The following is a 15,623-nucleotide window of genomic DNA, read 5'->3' as shown; positions in this document are numbered from 1 at the left end:
ATCTTCGCCATCTTTATCGGCGCCACCTGTTTTGCCCTGGTGCTGCGCGAACTCGGCGGGGATGAGCTGATCGAATCCTTCCTCACCGGGCTGCCCTTTGGCCCCTACGGCATCATCTTCTTTATTCTGGGGGTCATCTTCCTGCTGGGGTTCTTCCTCGACTGGATTGAAATCACCCTTATAGTGCTGCCGCTGCTGGCGCCGGTGATCTCGGCGCTGGGTATCGACGTTGATGGCTATGGCGTGGTGGATAACCCGGAACTGGTGTGGTTCGTGATGCTGGTCGCCATGACGCTGCAAACCTCCTTCCTGACGCCGCCGGTGGGTTTTGCGCTCTTCTATCTCAAGGGTGTCTGCCCGCCGGAGGTGCGCCTCAGTGACATCTACCGCGGCGTCATCCCGTTCATCATCCTGCAGCTCATCGCCCTGCTGATCATGGTGTTCTGGCCCCAGCTGGTGCTCTGGCTGCCGGCCAATGCCTATAGCTGATGCAGCAGACAGCACAGGCTGCGCGACTCAGGCCCAGGCCGGCGTTATAATGCGCGCCGGTCCGGGTTTAAAGGGGTAGGCGGGTACTGATGTTTAATGCTGACACTGTGGTGATACTGGATTTCGAGACCACGGGCCTGTCGCCCGATGGCGGTGATCGGGCCATCGAAATTGGTGCCGTGCGGCTGGAAAACGGCCGGGTCACCGGGCGCTTCCAGGAGCTGATGAACCCCGGGCGCCGCGTCAGCGGCTTTATCGAAAGCTATACCGGCATCAGCAATGAGATGCTGGCCGATGCCGCCGGCAACGCCGAGGTTATGGCGCGATTCGCCGATTTTATCGGCGACTTTAATCTGGTGGCGCACAACGCCTCATTCGACAAGCGCTTTCTGGATGCCGAATTTGGCCGTATCGGCAGGCGTTATCCCGGGCAATTCGCCTGTTCCATGCTGCTGGCCCGCAGGCTGTTTCAGGCAGCACCCGACTACAAGCTGGGTACCCTGGTGCGCTATGCCAATATTCCTGTCGAGGGTGTATTTCACCGCGCCCTCTATGATTCCGAGATGACAGCAAAGCTCTGGATGGCGATGCTGTTCGAGCTGTCAGGCCGCTGTCGTCTGGGCGAGATTCCGTTTGAACTGCTGTACAGGATCAGCAAGATGCCGAAAAAATCCGTCCCGGGATTTATAGCGGCGCTCTGACCCCTCTGTATGGCCTGGTGTTGCGAGCCTGTTTTCCGTTCTGTGCCGATTGTCGCGTTTGCCAAGCCTCGGGGCGCCCTGCAGCGCGGACACCGGGCGATACCCGTCTTGATCTTTTTCGTGATGCTTTTTGTCTCGGCGGCACCCACTGCCAGATTGGATTTGATGACTTAGAATTAACAGGCAGGCGGGGTTCTGGCCGCGGGAGCTGCGTCGCTGTCACCGTATTTCCACAACGGGAATGTCTGCGGCTTTCAACCGGAGATCAGGCCATGGCAATTGCAGCCAACGTAAAAAGCTATCTCGACGCACAGGGTGTCCAGTACGAACTGATAGCTCACTATCTGACCGGGTCCAGTCATGAAAGCGCTGAAGCTGCCCATATTGATGAGGGGCATATTGCAAAGGCCGTCATTCTGACAGGACAGCAGGGCCCTGTGATGGCCGTTGTGCCGGGTGATACCTGGGTCAGTCTGTCGGCCGTGCAACGGATGCTGGATCGCGAGCTGGTGCTGGCGCAGGAAGATGAAACCGCCGGCCTGTTTGCGGACTGTCATCAAGGGGCGATACCCCCGCTGGGGCCGGCGTATGGCATCGAAACCCTGCTGGATAGTGCGCTTGAGAGTCTGGCGTTTCACTACTTTGAAAGCGGCGATCATCAAACCCTGTTAAAGGTCAGGGGGGAGGACTTTCTCAAGCTGCTTGGCGGTGCCCGCCGCGGTCATTTCTCCAGCGCGGACTGAGTCCCGAGCACCTGTGCTGACAGAGCACGGGTGCTCGGGTGCTCGGGGAGCACCAAGTTCAGCGTCCGCCGAACAGCCGGTCCAGGCTTAGTGGGCCGGGGCCGGCAAAGGCCAGATACAGGAAAACAAAGCTGTACATTGCCGCCAGCTCACCGCCATTAAGCATGGGCCAGAATCCCTGGGGCGCGTGAACCATGAAGTAGGCTACGGCCATCTGTCCAGAGAGAATAAAGGCGATTGGGCGACTGAACAGGCCAACCAGCAGCAGGGCACCGCCGAACAGCTCCAGGGCACCGGCCGCGCCCATCAGGGACATGATGTCTATCGGGTTGTTGGGTGGGGTCGGGAAGCCCAGCAGTTTCTGCCCGCCGTGCTGCATGAACAGAAAGGCGGACACAATGCGCATCAGGCTGCGCAGCCAGGGAGATACGCGTGTGTTAAATGATTCTACGCCAGACATGGGACTCTCCTTCAGGGGCATCCTGTTGCTTGTCTGTGGTTTTAACGGGTGCAGGATCAGGCGGTTACAGCGTTCAGTATAGATAACAGTCTTTCCCGGCAAGGCTAAAGGATCTGTTTCAGATTCCGGCGGCGCCTGAGTGGGACTTTGTGCCGGCGTGGGAGAGCGCCAGATCCAGCACCGGCAACACGCTGTCGGTGAGGGAGTAGTCACCGCGGCGCAGCTGCTCAATGGGAATCCAGCGCGCATCGGCAGCATCGTCCGCGCCCCTGGGATCGCCTGCGCGCCAGTGGCAGTAAATCACCACCAGCAGGTAGTGGTAATCCAGACTCGCGTCACTGTGCTGCATGACATCAAGAACCGTGAGGATGCTTTCTGCGCTCGCCTGTACGCCGGTTTCCTCCTCGAGTTCGCGCAGCGCCGCCTGCTGCAGGGTTTCGCCGGCCTTAATCTTGCCGCCGGGGAAACTCCAGCAGCCGGCATTGGGGGCCTGGCCGCGCTGCACCAGCAGTACACAGCCGTTTTGCAGCAGCACGGCGCTGGCTGCAGGAATGGGCCCGGGCTGCGCTTCAGTGGCGCTTTGGGATCTGGTGGCATCGGTCGTCATTGAGGCTCGGTACGTTCTGGCGATGCGGGGCTCGAAGTATAGCAGTCGGTCAATGCTGGTTGCGCATCAATGATGCGGTCTGCATCGGGCCGATTAATATCCCTGTACAGATGGCAACCGAATGGGCTTTCGCAGTTCTTCGGTGAGGAAATCCACCAGCAATTCGACCCGCCGCAGGCGATAGCGGTGCTGCGGATACACCAGCGACAAAATCGCGGGTTTCAGTGCCCAGTCGGGCAGAAGCTGCACCAGAGTGCCACGTTCAAGGGCGGCCTGCAGATAGATGCGCGGCAATATGGTGAAGGTCGTTCCCTGCAGGGCAGCCTGTTTCATGACATGGCCGTTACGACAGCGCAGGTGACTGCTTGCATGCCACTCGATACTGTCCTGCTGCTGGGCCGGAGCATCACTGGAGCGTACACGGCTGAAATGGTAGCGGGTCAGCGAGCCCAGGGCTGCGGGCAGTTGCGACAGCGCGTCGGGGTGCTGCACCATGCCATGGCGGGCGATAAAGTCCGGGCTGGCGCAGACGATGGACTCAAGCTGCTGCAGCGGGCGGGCAATCAGGCTGGAATCCGGTAGTTCGCCCATGCGCACCACCAGATCGAAGGGGTCGCTGCTCAGGTCCACCCGATGGCTGCTGAAATCCAGATCGACCCTGATTTGCGGATAAAGCGCCATAAAACGCAGCAATATCGGGCTGAGCCATTGTTCACCCAGGATGCCGCCCACGGAGTTGATGCGGATGGTGCCGGTCATCTGCTGCTGTTGTGTCTGGGCGTCATCCACCGCCAGGCGCAGCAGATCCAGCCCCTGGCGGCATTGCCGGTAAAAGGCATCACCGACGTCGGTCAGGCTGATGCGCCGGGTCGTGCGCTGCAGCAGGGTAACGCCGAGCTCCTTCTCGAGTCGGCTGACGGCCTGGGACAGACGTGACTTGGATGTCTCCAGGGCCTGGGCCGCAGCGGTGAAGCTGCCGGCCTGTGCCACCGCAACAAACTCGGTGATGCCTGCCTGCATGGCGGTTGCTCCTGGTTGGTTCTTGCGTATGGCGGTTATTGTATCCTTATTTTAAACAGTTCGTTTATCCAAGTGATATTTATTAACAATCCCGTGAGTTCTAAAGTAGGCATCTGTTTGGGAAAGGTTAAAAGGGGTATCGGCGATATGAATACACGGATATTGGGCAAGACAGGACTGGCGGTAAGCGAAATAGGGCTGGGATGCTGGCAGCTGGGCGGAGATTTCGGGCCTGTGCCAGAGGCCCGGGCGATGCAGATACTGGATGCTGCCTGGCAGCAGGGCGTTAGCCTGTGGGACACCGCCGATGTTTATGGGGCCGGTGAGAGCGAGCGGCGCATCGGTGACTGGCGGGCCAGAACGGGCCACCCTGTGACGGTGATTACCAAGCTGGGGCGTGATGCTGCACTCTATCCATCGGGCTACACCAAGGCGGGTGTGCGCGCCAGTCTGCAGGCGTCTGCGCGGCGCCTGGGTGCAGAAACGCTGACACTGGCGCAGCTGCACTGCGTACCCTTTGAGGTGCTGCGCGATGGCGAGATCTTTAGCTGGCTTGATGACCTGTGCAGCGAAGGTCTGATCCAGCATTACGGTGCCAGCGTTGAAACCCTGGAGGAGGGGCTGTATTGCCTGGCTCAGCCAAATCTTGCCAGTCTGCAGATCATCTTTAACCTGTTTCGCCAGGATGCCATCACCGAATTGCTGCCAGCGGCCCAAAAAGCCAATGTGGGTGTCATTGTGCGCCTGCCCCTGGCCAGCGGCCTGCTGTCGGGCAAGTTCGGGCTCGATCACCGCTTTGCCGAGCAGGATCACCGCAACTTCAACCGCGATGGTCAGGCCTTTAATGTGGGAGAAACCTTTTCCGGATTAGCGTTCGATGTTGCGGTGGATCGGGTAGCACGCTTGCAGACTTTTGTGCCGCACAACATGACGCTGACACAGTTGGCACTGCGCTGGATACTGGATCATCCGGCGGTATCCACGGTGATTGCCGGTGTCAGCAAGCCCGAGCAGGTGGCGGCGAATGTGGCAGCCAGTACTCTGGCTGCATTGCCTCGGGCACTACATGAGCAGTTGTTTGCATTCTACGAGGGCGAGGTCAGAGCCCAGGTACGCGGCAATATCTGATTAAAGTGTCAGATCTGTTGGTGATGGTTCTCCTGCTGTCAGTGCGGGGCGGGCTGGCTTTGCGCCCTCAGCCAATCGGCGAAATGCTGCACTATGGGTGACAGCTTGCGGGCGCGGGGCAGTATCAGGTAGTAGCCATAGTGCGAGCTGACAGGTTCCTCCTGCAGCGATAGCAGCAGCCCGCTGTCGAGCATGCTGTCTACCAGCGGACGCCAGCCGATGGCGACACCCTGGCCGGCGATGGCGGCCTGCAGCAGCAGGGTGTAGTTGTTGAACACCAGATCAGGCTCGCGCGGCGTTTCCTGAATATCGAGCGCCTCAAACAGCCGTGACCAGTTAAACCAGCGTGCATTATGATCCGCTTCCAGTTGCAGCAAGGGCATCTGGGTTAGCGTCTGCCCGCTATGGTGCCAGCGTTCTCGCAGCGCCGGGCTGCAGACGGGCACCACCCGCTCATCGAATAATTGCACGCAGCGCCCGGGCGCTTCGCTGCCGTCACCAAAATTGATGGCGATATCGATATCGGCCTGATCCGGCGTGATCTGGTGCTGTGCGGTGATAACCCGGACCTCGGTGTCGGGGTGCAGGGCTCTGAAATCTGCCAGGCGCGGTACCAGCCAGAAGGCCGCCAGGGCAAAGTCGGTGGCGACATTGATGATTTCCTTGGCCTGTTTCTGCTGTACCGCGGCAATGCCTTTGTGCAGGCGCTGCAGGCTTTCACTCACGGCATCAAACAGCAGCTCGCCGCCTGCGGTCAGGCGTACACCCCGGTGCAGGCGCTGGAACAGCTGCACACCCAGATCCTCTTCGAGCCGGCTGATATGCTGACTGATGGCCGACTGGGTGCTGTCGAGTTCCCGGGCCGCCGCGGTAAAGTTGTGCAGCCGTGCGGCGGCCTCGAAGGCCTGCAGGCTCGGTGTGGGGGGCAGAATACCGGGCTTTGCCATTAGTTATACTAATCTCTGGTATTAGTTTTGAGCCAGTTTACAGCAATCCGGCGGGCGCGCAGTATCTTATCTGACACTTATATCGCGGCCTCTCTGTGCAGGGCCTGAGTATTAATAAGGGTGAGAGGAGTAGGTAACTGCCATGAGTAAAACCAAACCTAATATTCTGTTCATAATGGCCGATCAGCTGGCCGCGTCGGCGTTGCCGGTATACGGTCACCCACTGGTTAAGACACCCAACCTCAGTGCGCTGGCCGAGCAGGGCGTGGTGTTCGATTCTGCCTATTGCAACAGCCCGCTCTGTGCGCCATCGCGATTCGTACTGATGTCCGGCCGCCTGCCATCCAAAATTGGTGCCTATGACAACGCGGCGGAACTGCCGGCCGATGTGCCGACCTTTGCCCACTATCTGCGCCATCTGGGCTATAGCACCGCGCTCTCCGGCAAGATGCATTTCTGCGGCCCGGATCAGCTGCACGGCTTTGAAGAGCGCCTGACCAGTGATATCTATCCGGCAGACTTCGGCTGGGCGGTGAACTGGGACCAGTTCGAAACCCGCCCGAGCTGGTATCACAACATGTCGTCGGTAACCCAGGCTGGTCCCTGTGTACGTACCAATCAGCTGGATTATGACGACGAGGTGATTTTCAATGCCCGCCGCTATCTGTATGACCATGCCCGCAGCAGCGATGAGCGTCCGTTCTGCCTGACGGTCTCCATGACCCACCCCCACGATCCCTATGCAATCCCGCAAGAGTACTGGAACCGCTACGACAACGACGAGATCGACCTGCCGGCCGTCAAGATTGCGCCTGAGGATCAGGACCCGCACTCGGCGCGCCTGCGTTTCGTTTACGAAATGGACAAGACCGAGCTCAGCGAGCAGCAGATTCGCAATGCGCGCCGGGCCTATTACGGTGCCATCAGCTATGTGGACGATCAGATCGGCACTCTGCTGAAAACCCTGAAGGAAACCGGGCTGGATGAAAACACCATTATCGTGTTCTCCGGCGATCATGGCGACATGCTCGGCGAGCGCGGCCTCTGGTACAAGATGAGCTGGTTCGAGAACTCGGCCCGGGTGCCGATGATTGTGCATGCGCCGGCCCATTTCGATGCGGCGCGCATCAGTGCCAGCGTATCGACGATGGACCTGCTGCCCACCTTTGTCGATATGGCCAGTAGTGGCGAATTCAACGCCTATGCGACACCGATTGAGGGGCGCAGCCTGGTACCCCACCTGCAGGGCGCCAGGGGACATGATGAAGTGATCGGCGAGTACATGGCCGAGGGCACTGTCGCGCCTGTGCTGATGATTAGACGTGACAACTACAAGTTCATCTATTGCTCGACGGACCCGGCCCAGCTGTATGACCTGGATGCTGATCCGCAGGAGCTGAACAACCTGGCGCAGAATGCGGCCCAGGCGGATCGGGTGGCGACGCTTATACAGGAAGTCAGCGAGCGCTGGGATATGGATGCACTGCACCAGGATGTGCTCTGGAGCCAGCGCCGTCGCCGTCTGGTGGCCGATGCGCTGCGTCAGGGCAAGGTCACCTCCTGGGACCACCAGCCCTTCGTCGATGCCAGTGTCCAGTACATGCGCAATACCGTTGATCTGGATGATCTGGAGCGCCGCTCGCGCTTTCCGCAAGTGGACTAGGGAACCTATGCATAAGTCCCTAGAGGCGGCTTGGTTTTTACGGTTGATTTTAGACACTCACTGACTCAGGAAAAAAACAATGAATTCAAAATGTGAAATGACTGTTAAGCGCTGCATCTTTGTCAGCGCCATGGCACTGGGGCTGGCTGCAACGGCGCAGTCTGCGGCAGCCACCGAGGCGCCACAGTGCGAGCAGGTGCGCCTGACGGACCCGGGCTGGACCGATATCAGCGTTACCAATGCACTCGCCGGTACTGTGCTCACCGGGCTGGGCTACTCGCCTTCAGTGGATCTGCTGGCGGTGCCAATCGGTTTTGAAAGCCTGAAAAAGGGCGAAATCGATGTATTTCTGGGTAACTGGATGCCGGCGCAGCAGGGCTTTATCGACAAGTACGGCCCGGAACTCGATAAGGTGCGGACCAATCTTGAAGGCGCAAAGTTTACTCTTGCAGTACCGAGCTACGTTTATGACAGCGGCGTCACCCGTTTTGAAGATCTTGGCAGCCGTGGCGATGATTTTCGCCAGCGCATCTATGGCATAGACCCGGGTGCGCCGGCCAATGGCCTGTTGCAGGGCATGATCGACAAGGGTGACTTTGGTCTCGAGGGCTGGAAACTGATCGAATCCGGCGAACAGGCCATGCTGAGCCAGGTCAGCCGGGCCGTGCGCAAGAACGAATCTATCGTCTTTCTGGGCTGGGCACCGCACCCGATGAACCTGCGGGTCGACATGCGTTACCTGGCAGGCGGCGATGAATACTTCGGCCCCAACTACGGCGGCGCCAGCATCCATACGGTCACACGCAAGGGCTACAGCGCCGAATGTCCCAATGTAGGCACACTGCTGGGCAATATGGCATTCAGCCTGGACATGGAAAGCGCCATCATGGGTGCCATTCTGGACGACGGCAAGAAGGCAGATCTGGCCGCGAGCGAATGGCTCACGGCAAATCCGGAGGTGCTGGCAGACTGGCTGGAAAATGTCAGGACCCGTGATGGTCAGCCGGGGCTGGCGGCGGTAAAAAACCATCTGGGGCTATGAATTTGATAGATGAATGTTTTAAAAACAAATATTTACGGAAGGAATGAAAACTAGAACGTGTGGCAAGCCCGCGGGCATAAAAAAGCAGGCAACCGAGGGAATCCGTTCGGTGCCTGCCAAGACCGTTATCGATGAATCATATCTGCAACCAATATGAGCCTGTGAGCCAACAAGACGATAACGGGAGCCACTCCAGGCAGCCTGTCGGGCTTAGCCGATCGTAGCGAGGGAAAGGCCGATTTGAGGCAGTTTTTGGGCTCTTTTGAGGCAAATAGTGGTTCTATTTAACAAAAAAGAGTACAAAAAATGGCCCCTCTTTACCTTAGATAATCGGCTTGTCCGCAGTAGATCAGTGTTAAGTCCGACAGGCTGCAATGAGTGAGGGTGCTGCAGCTGGGGCCAGGCCTCAGCTGCGGCTTAACTTAGGCGATAGCCTGACCGACCTTGACCACTTTCATGGTGTTGGTGCCACCCTGGGCGTTCATGTAATCACCCTTGGTGATCACAACCAGGTCACCATCGACAACCACGCCACGCTCGATCAGTTCGTTGATGGCGTTCTGATTGATTTGGCTCGGTTCCATCGCTTCGCTGTAGAACGGAATGGTCTGAACGCCACGGTAAAGTGATACCCGGTGCTGGGTATCTTCACGGCGTGACAGCGCAAAGATCGGCAGGGGCGAGCGAATGCGGGACATGAGCAGCGGTGTCATGCCGGACTCGGTCATGCAGATGATGGCCTTGACGCCACGCAGATGGTTGGCCGCATAGATGGCCGACAGTGCGATGCTTTCGTCGATGGCTTCAAAGTTTTCGTGGATACGGTGCTTGGAACGGTGCGTGATCGGGTGGCGTTCAGCCCCCATGCACACCCGCGACATGGCTTCCACGGTTTCCACCGGATAGTCGCCTGCGGCGGTTTCGGCCGACAGCATGACCGCATCGGTGTAATCCATCACGGCGTTGGCCACATCGGACACTTCGGCGCGGGTCGGCATCGGGCTGCTGATCATGGACTCCATCATCTGGGTCGCGGTGATCACCACCTTATTCAGGGTGCGGGCACGGGCAATGATGTGCTTCTGTACCGCCACCAGTTCCGCATCACCTATTTCCACCGCCAGGTCGCCACGGGCAACCATGACGGCTTCGGAAGCGCGAATGATGCCATCCAGAATTGCGTCGTCGGCGACGGTTTCAGCACGCTCGATTTTGGCGATCAGGCCGGCGTTGGAGCCGGCGGCGCGCAGCAGTACGCGGGCTTCTTCCATATCGGAGGCGTCACGGGGGAAGGACACGGCAACATAGTCGACGCCAATGGCGGCGGCGGTCTTGATGTCTTCGCGATCCTTGTCGGTCAGCGCCTTGGCAGACAAACCACCACCGAGGCGGTTGATGCCCTTGTTGTTCGACAGCACGCCGCCCACCAGCACTTCGGAATCGATGCGCGTATCGGATACGGCGGTGACCTTGAGCTCAACGCGGCCATCATCCAGCAGCAGTACGTCGCCGATGCGGGCATCGCGGATCAGGGCTTCAAAGTCGATGCCGACCTGAGTTTCGTCGCCCGCATCCTTGTCCAGCGTCGAATCCAGTGCGAAGGCCTGGCCCTTGGTCAGGCTGACCTTGTGATTCTTGAAGCGCGAGATGCGAATCTTGGGCCCCTGCAGGTCGCCCAGAATGGCGACGAAGCGACCCTGTTTGCGGCTGATTTCACGCACCAGGCTGGCACGGGCCTGGTGGTCTGCCGCTTCCCCGTGGGAGAAGTTCAGGCGCACCACATCAGTACCCGCGGCGATCAGTTTTTCGAGCATTTCCGGGCTGCTGGTCGCAGGTCCGAGCGTAGCGACGATCTTGGTTCGGCGTAACATTTTTAATGCTGCTCCATTAGGCCGGGGCGTTAACCAGGGCAAGAGTGTTATCAAGCATGCGGTTCGAGAAGCCCCACTCGTTGTCATACCAGGCCATGACCTTGACGAGACGGCCGGAGACTTTGGTCTGAGTGGCGTCGAAGGTCGACGACAGAGGGCAATGGTTGAAATCGACGGACACCAGCGGCAGGGTGTTGAAGCCCAGTACCGGGGATTTTTCCGCCGCGGCCTGCAGCAGGGCGTTGACTTCGTCTACCGTGGTGGTGCGTTCGGCGATAAACGCCAGATCGACCAGGGAGACGTTGATAGTCGGTACACGCACCGCCATGCCGTCGAACTTGCCCGCCAGCTCCGGCAGTACCAGGCCTACCGCAGCAGCAGCGCCGGTTTTGGTCGGAATCATGGACTGAGTAGCAGAGCGGGCACGGTACAGATCGGTGTGATACACATCCGACAGGTTCTGATCATTGGTGTAGGCATGGATAGTGGTCATCAGGCCGCTTTCGATGCCGATCTCGCGCTGCAGAACCTGTGCCACCGGTGCCAGGCAGTTGGTGGTGCATGAAGCGTTGGAAATAATCTCATCGCTCTGGCGCAGAGTGCTATCGTTAACACCGTAGACCACGGTGGCATCAACGCCGGTACCGGGCGCCGAGATGATGACTTTACGTGCGCCAGCGCTCAGGTGAGCCGCCGCTTTTTCACGGCTGGTAAACAGGCCGGTGCATTCGTACACAACATCAACGTCCAGGTGTGCCCAGGGCAGCTCGGCCGGGTTGCGCACAGAGGTGATGCTGATGCGGTCGTTGTTGACGGTCATGGACTCGTTATCGTGGCTTACGCTGCCGTTGAAACGGCCGTGTACGCTGTCGAACTGGAACAGGTGGGAATTGATAGCGGCGTCGCCGAGATCGTTGATAGCGACAACGTGGATGCGATCACGGTAATTGTTTTCGTAAAGTGCCCGCAGGACATTGCGGCCAATGCGACCAAAACCATTAATAGCAACGCGTATAGTCATGTCAAAAACCTCTGCTGCATCGATCTGCTGTTTTAATTTTGTAAAACTTACGCTTTTGATGGAAATAAATCAAACATTAAATAAAAAAATTGGTAAACTTACCAAACTTAGTCGAATCGTTGCCTTTATATGGCTGCAAGCTGCCGACTCGGCGTCACAGTTTGCATTTTATACGTAAATTACCAGTACAAGAAAACTTACCTTCAGGAGTTGCCATGCATTCCACCGTCGAGCAAGTCACCGCACGGATTATCGCCCGCAGCAAAGACAGCCGTGATGCCTACATCAGCCGCATGAAGGCGGCCGAGGAAAAGGGCGTACATCGCTCAGCCCTGTCCTGTGGCAACCAGGCTCATGGTTTTGCCGCCTGTGGCGCGAGCGACAAACAGGCACTGAAGATGACCAACGCGGTCAATGTTGGCATCGTCACCGCCTACAACGACATGCTGTCGGCGCACCAGCCCTATGAAGACTATCCCAACAAGATCCGTACCGCGGTACGCGAACTGGGATCTGTCGCCCAGGTAGCGGGCGGTGTTCCGGCCATGTGCGACGGTGTAACCCAGGGTCAGCCCGGTATGGAGCTTAGCCTGTTCAGCCGTGATGTCATCGCCATGTCGACCGCAGTGTCGCTGTCCCACAACATGTTTGACTCCGCACTCTATCTTGGCATCTGTGACAAGATCGTGCCTGGGCTGCTGATGGGCGCCCTGAGCTTTGGACATCTGCCGACCCTGCTAGTGCCGGCGGGGCCTATGCCCAGCGGCCTGCCGAATAAGGAAAAGGCCCGTATCCGCCAACTCTATGCTGAGGGCAAGGTTGGCCGTGATGCGCTGCTCGACTGCGAGTCCAGCTCCTACCACAGCGCCGGCACCTGCACCTTTTACGGTACCGCCAACACCAATCAGCTGGTTGTCGAACTGATGGGTCTGCACCTGCCGGGCTCGTCTTTCGTTAATCCGGGTACGGAGCTGCGCGATGCCCTGACCCGCGAAGCGGCCCGCCAGGCGGTACGTATTACCGAACAGAACGGTCGTTTTACGCCGCTGTATGAAGTGCTGGATGAGAAAGCCATCGTCAACGGTCTGGTGGCGCTGCTGGCCACCGGCGGTTCGACCAACCACACCATGCACATGATTGCCGTGGCCCGTGCTGCCGGCATTATCATCAACTGGGACGATTTCTCCGATCTGTCCGATGTGGTGCCCTTGCTGGCGCGCATCTACCCCAATGGCGAAGCGGACATCAACCACTTCCAGGCCGCCGGCGGCACCTCTTTCCTGGTGCGCGAACTGCTGGCCGCGGGCTTTATGCACGAAGATGTCGTGACCGTCATGGGCGAGGGTATGTCGCACTACACCCAGGAGCCTTTCCTCGAAGATGGCAAGCTGGTGTGGCGCCAGGGCGCGACCGAATCACTGGATCCCGCTGTACTGCGTGGCGCCGCTGAACCCTTCAGCTCCAACGGTGGCCTCAAGCTGCTCAAGGGCAACCTGGGCCGCGGTGTGATCAAGATTTCAGCGGTCGCCGCCGAGCATCAGCTGGTTGAAGCACCGGCGCTGGTGTTTGATGACCAGGATCAGGTGGCGGACGCCTTCAAGCGCGGCGAGCTGGAAAAGGACTTTGTTGCGGTCGTGCGCTATCAGGGCCCCAAAGCGATCGGCATGCCCGAACTGCACAAGCTGACACCTTACCTGGGCACGCTGCAGGACCGTGGCTTCAAGGTGGCGCTGGTCACCGATGGCCGCATGTCCGGCGCCTCCGGCAAGGTGCCGGCCGCCATCCACGTTTGGCCTGAGGCCGCCAATGGTGGCCCGTTGGCGCGGGTGCGCAGCGGTGACATGGTGCGCCTGGATGCCCTTAGCGGCAGCCTGGAACTGCTCATTGATGCCGCCGAATTTGCGGCCCGCGAAGCGGCGCCTGCCAGCGAAATGCTCGGTCATCATCAGGGCATGGGGCGTGAGCTTTTCGCGCCGCTGCGCAAGCATGTCAGCGGTGCAGAAGAGGGCGCCAGCATCTTCTTCCAAGAGGAGACCGGTGCATGAGCGAGTATGCGCTGGTTGGCGATATCGGCGGTACCAATGCGCGCCTGGCGCTGGTGAAGCCGGGCCACGTCGAGCTGGAGCATATACGCACGCTGCCCTGTGCGGAATTCGACAACCTGGACGCGGCCTGTGCTACCTATCTCGCCGATGCTGGCGTGATCGGCGTCACGCGGGCCTGTCTGGCCTTCGCCTGCCCGGTGCAGGACGAGCAGATCCGCATGACCAACAATCACTGGGCCTTCAATCGCCGGGCGATGCAGCAAACCCTGGGGCTGGATCAGTTTCGGCTCCTGAATGACTTCACCGCCATGGCGCTGGGCATGCTGCATGTTCAGCCCCACGAGCTGGTTGCCATTGGCGGCGGCGAAAGCCTGGCCGGCAGCACCCGGCTGGTGATTGGCCCCGGCACCGGGCTCGGCGTTTCGGCGCTGGTGCCGGCCGGGGATGAATGGGTGCCGCTGTCGACCGAGGGCGGCCATGTCAGTTTCGCCCCGACTGATGAACTCGAGGTTGCCATCTGGCGCAGCCTCAAGGATCAGTTTGGGCGCGTTTCGGTGGAGCGGATACTCTGCGGCCAGGGCCTGGTGAATCTGTACCAGGCCATCGCCAGCTACCGTTCACTGCCGACCACCCTGACACGCCCGGCTGAAGTCACGGCGGCGGGGCTGACGGGTGATGCACTGGCCGAAGAAGCGCTGGCGCGTTTCTGCCGCATTCTGGGCGAACAGGCCGGGGATGCGGTGCTGACCGTCGGCGGTCGTGGCGGGGTTTACCTGTGCGGTGGTATTCTGCCGCGCATGCAGGAATTTCTGCTCGCCAGTGCCTTTCGTGAAGGCTTTGAGGCCAAGGGGCGCTTTAACGACTATATGACCAAGGTGCCGGTATGGCTCTGTACCGCCGAATACCCGGGCCTGCTCGGTGCGGCCGCCGGGCTCGACAATTCGCTGGTGCAGGGCTAATGCCGGTACGACACTGGTAAAAGGCCGCCAAAGCATGCAAGGAAACAGGACTTAGGATGAATCAGGAACTCGCGGCGCTGCTGGAGGCCATGCCGGACGGTGTGCAGGATGCCAGTCTGCAGGGCTTCTCGCTGCTGCTGATTCGCAAGCCCTGGGGCGAACTGGTGCTGTCGCGCCAGGGTGCCCAGGTGGTGCATTTTCGCCCCAGCGGGCAGTCTGCCGTGCTCTGGCTGAGTGACAGCCTGTTGCCGGCACCGGCGCCCATTCGCGGCGGTATTCCGGTGTGCTGGCCCTGGTTTGCGGCCCATCCGGACGATGCTGCCAAACCCTTTCATGGTCTGGCACGCACCGCGCTCTGGGATATTGATCTGCAGCAATGCAGCGATACCGGCGTCAGCCTGGAACTGCAGCCTGTGATCGCCCTGGAGTGCGGTCTGGTGCCTCGGGTGCTGGTAGAAGTGAAGGAGCGGACGCTGCACGTCAGCATTGATACGCTAAATGCAACCGACGCGCCTATACTGCTGACCCAGGCACTGCACAGCTATCTGGCGGTGTCTGACGTACATCAGGTGGTGCTTGACGGTTTGCAGGGCTGCGAATACCGCGACAAACTGCTACAGGGCGTGAGAGCGCTACAGAGCGAACCGCTGCGTATCCGCGGCACCACGGATCGCATCTATAGTCATAATACAGTCACACAGGTGCAGGATACTGGCGCGCAGCGCAGCCTCAGGGTTGGAAAGTTTGGCAGTGGCTCAACCGTGGTGTGGAACCCAGGCGCAGCAGCAGAGGCAATTGCGGATGTAGGAATGGGACAGCAGCCGGCCTTTGTCTGTGTTGAGGCTGCAAATACGTACGTTGATCCCGTTCAGTTGCTGCCCGGCCAGCACCACCATATTGGGACCCTCATATCGATTGTGGAGTAGA

At 59.5% G+C, this 15,623-nt stretch carries 15 protein-coding genes; 9 read left to right on the top strand and 6 right to left on the bottom strand.

Going from position 1 to position 15,623, the window contains the following annotated elements; all coding sequences use genetic code 11:
• The 3 genes from MRS74_RS17525 to MRS74_RS17515 all read left to right on the top strand — a co-directional run.
• Positions 1 to 489, top strand: a 489-nt coding sequence (locus MRS74_RS17525; protein ID WP_254581567.1) for a TRAP transporter large permease subunit, incomplete at its 5' end; no start/stop codon positions are given.
• An 89-nt stretch (positions 490 to 578) separates the two neighbouring features.
• Positions 579 to 1,190, top strand: coding sequence for a 3'-5' exonuclease (locus MRS74_RS17520; protein ID WP_254581566.1), 612 nt, complete (start codon positions 579 to 581; stop codon positions 1,188 to 1,190).
• A 272-nt stretch (positions 1,191 to 1,462) separates the two neighbouring features.
• Positions 1,463 to 1,933: an aminoacyl-tRNA deacylase gene (locus MRS74_RS17515; RefSeq protein ID WP_254581565.1), complete on the top strand. Its 471-nt coding sequence runs from the start codon at positions 1,463 to 1,465 to the stop codon at positions 1,931 to 1,933.
• 58 nt (positions 1,934 to 1,991) lie between these two features.
• On the opposite strand, the gene MRS74_RS17510 is transcribed toward MRS74_RS17515, so the two are convergent.
• The 3 genes from MRS74_RS17510 to MRS74_RS17500 form a co-directional block, all read right to left on the bottom strand.
• Positions 1,992 to 2,393: a DoxX family protein gene (locus tag MRS74_RS17510; RefSeq protein WP_254581564.1), complete on the bottom strand. Its 402-nt coding sequence runs from the start codon at positions 2,391 to 2,393 to the stop codon at positions 1,992 to 1,994.
• A 118-nt stretch (positions 2,394 to 2,511) separates the two neighbouring features.
• Positions 2,512 to 3,000: an NUDIX hydrolase gene (locus tag MRS74_RS17505; RefSeq protein WP_254581563.1), complete on the bottom strand. Its 489-nt coding sequence runs from the start codon at positions 2,998 to 3,000 to the stop codon at positions 2,512 to 2,514.
• Positions 3,001 to 3,093: 93 nt separating this feature from the next.
• Entirely contained in the window at positions 3,094 to 4,020 is a 927-nt protein-coding gene (locus tag MRS74_RS17500; protein ID WP_254581562.1) for a LysR family transcriptional regulator, read from the bottom strand.
• Between the two features lie 147 nt (positions 4,021 to 4,167).
• Here MRS74_RS17500 and MRS74_RS17495 point away from each other — a divergent pair, with 147 nt between their 5' ends.
• Positions 4,168 to 5,148 carry an aldo/keto reductase gene (locus tag MRS74_RS17495; RefSeq protein ID WP_254581561.1) on the top strand — a complete coding sequence of 327 codons (981 nt, stop codon included), beginning with the start codon at positions 4,168 to 4,170 and terminating at the stop codon, positions 5,146 to 5,148.
• A 38-nt stretch (positions 5,149 to 5,186) separates the two neighbouring features.
• Here MRS74_RS17495 and MRS74_RS17490 read toward each other — a convergent pair whose 3' ends face one another.
• Complete coding sequence (locus MRS74_RS17490) at positions 5,187 to 6,095, bottom strand: choline sulfate utilization transcriptional regulator (protein WP_254581560.1); 909 nt, start codon at positions 6,093 to 6,095, stop codon at positions 5,187 to 5,189.
• Positions 6,096 to 6,237: 142 nt separating this feature from the next.
• Between MRS74_RS17490 and betC the strand changes: the two genes are divergently transcribed.
• Together betC and choX are read left to right on the top strand one after the other, a co-directional pair.
• The gene (gene betC / locus MRS74_RS17485; protein WP_254581559.1) at positions 6,238 to 7,758 is read left to right on the top strand and encodes a choline-sulfatase; all 1,521 of its coding nucleotides are present in this window, start codon (positions 6,238 to 6,240) and stop codon (positions 7,756 to 7,758) included.
• Between the two features lie 79 nt (positions 7,759 to 7,837).
• The gene (gene choX / locus MRS74_RS17480) at positions 7,838 to 8,800 is read left to right on the top strand and encodes a choline ABC transporter substrate-binding protein (protein ID WP_254581558.1); all 963 of its coding nucleotides are present in this window, start codon (positions 7,838 to 7,840) and stop codon (positions 8,798 to 8,800) included.
• A 422-nt stretch (positions 8,801 to 9,222) separates the two neighbouring features.
• Here the strand turns inward: choX and pyk are convergent, their stop codons facing one another.
• A complete protein-coding gene (pyk, locus tag MRS74_RS17475; RefSeq protein WP_254581557.1) occupies positions 9,223 to 10,671 on the bottom strand; it encodes a pyruvate kinase in 1,449 nt (482 codons plus the stop codon).
• A 16-nt stretch (positions 10,672 to 10,687) separates the two neighbouring features.
• Positions 10,688 to 11,692 (bottom strand): type I glyceraldehyde-3-phosphate dehydrogenase, encoded by a 1,005-nt coding sequence (gene gap / locus MRS74_RS17470; RefSeq protein ID WP_254581556.1) that lies wholly within the window; start codon positions 11,690 to 11,692, stop codon positions 10,688 to 10,690.
• Between the two features lie 215 nt (positions 11,693 to 11,907).
• Here gap and edd point away from each other — a divergent pair, with 215 nt between their 5' ends.
• From edd to MRS74_RS17455, 3 genes are read left to right on the top strand one after another with little or no spacing between them, the layout of a single operon-like run.
• Positions 11,908 to 13,737, top strand: a complete 1,830-nt coding sequence (gene edd, locus MRS74_RS17465) for a phosphogluconate dehydratase (protein ID WP_254581555.1) — start codon at positions 11,908 to 11,910, stop codon at positions 13,735 to 13,737.
• Positions 13,734 to 14,696, top strand: a complete 963-nt coding sequence (glk, locus tag MRS74_RS17460; protein WP_254581554.1) for a glucokinase — start codon at positions 13,734 to 13,736, stop codon at positions 14,694 to 14,696. Before edd ends, glk begins: the two co-directional genes overlap by 4 nt.
• Positions 14,697 to 14,752: 56 nt before the next feature.
• Complete coding sequence (locus tag MRS74_RS17455) at positions 14,753 to 15,622, top strand: D-hexose-6-phosphate mutarotase (RefSeq protein WP_254581553.1); 870 nt, start codon at positions 14,753 to 14,755, stop codon at positions 15,620 to 15,622.
• Position 15,623 lies beyond the last annotated feature (1 nt).

The sequence above is a fragment of the Marinobacterium sedimentorum genome, from assembly GCF_024267675.1.
In the GTDB taxonomy this organism is placed as follows: Bacteria; Pseudomonadota; Gammaproteobacteria; order Pseudomonadales; family Balneatricaceae; genus Marinobacterium_A; species Marinobacterium_A sedimentorum.
The sequence above is the reverse complement of the archived record's forward strand: the minus strand, read 5'-3'. Positions and strand labels throughout refer to the sequence as shown.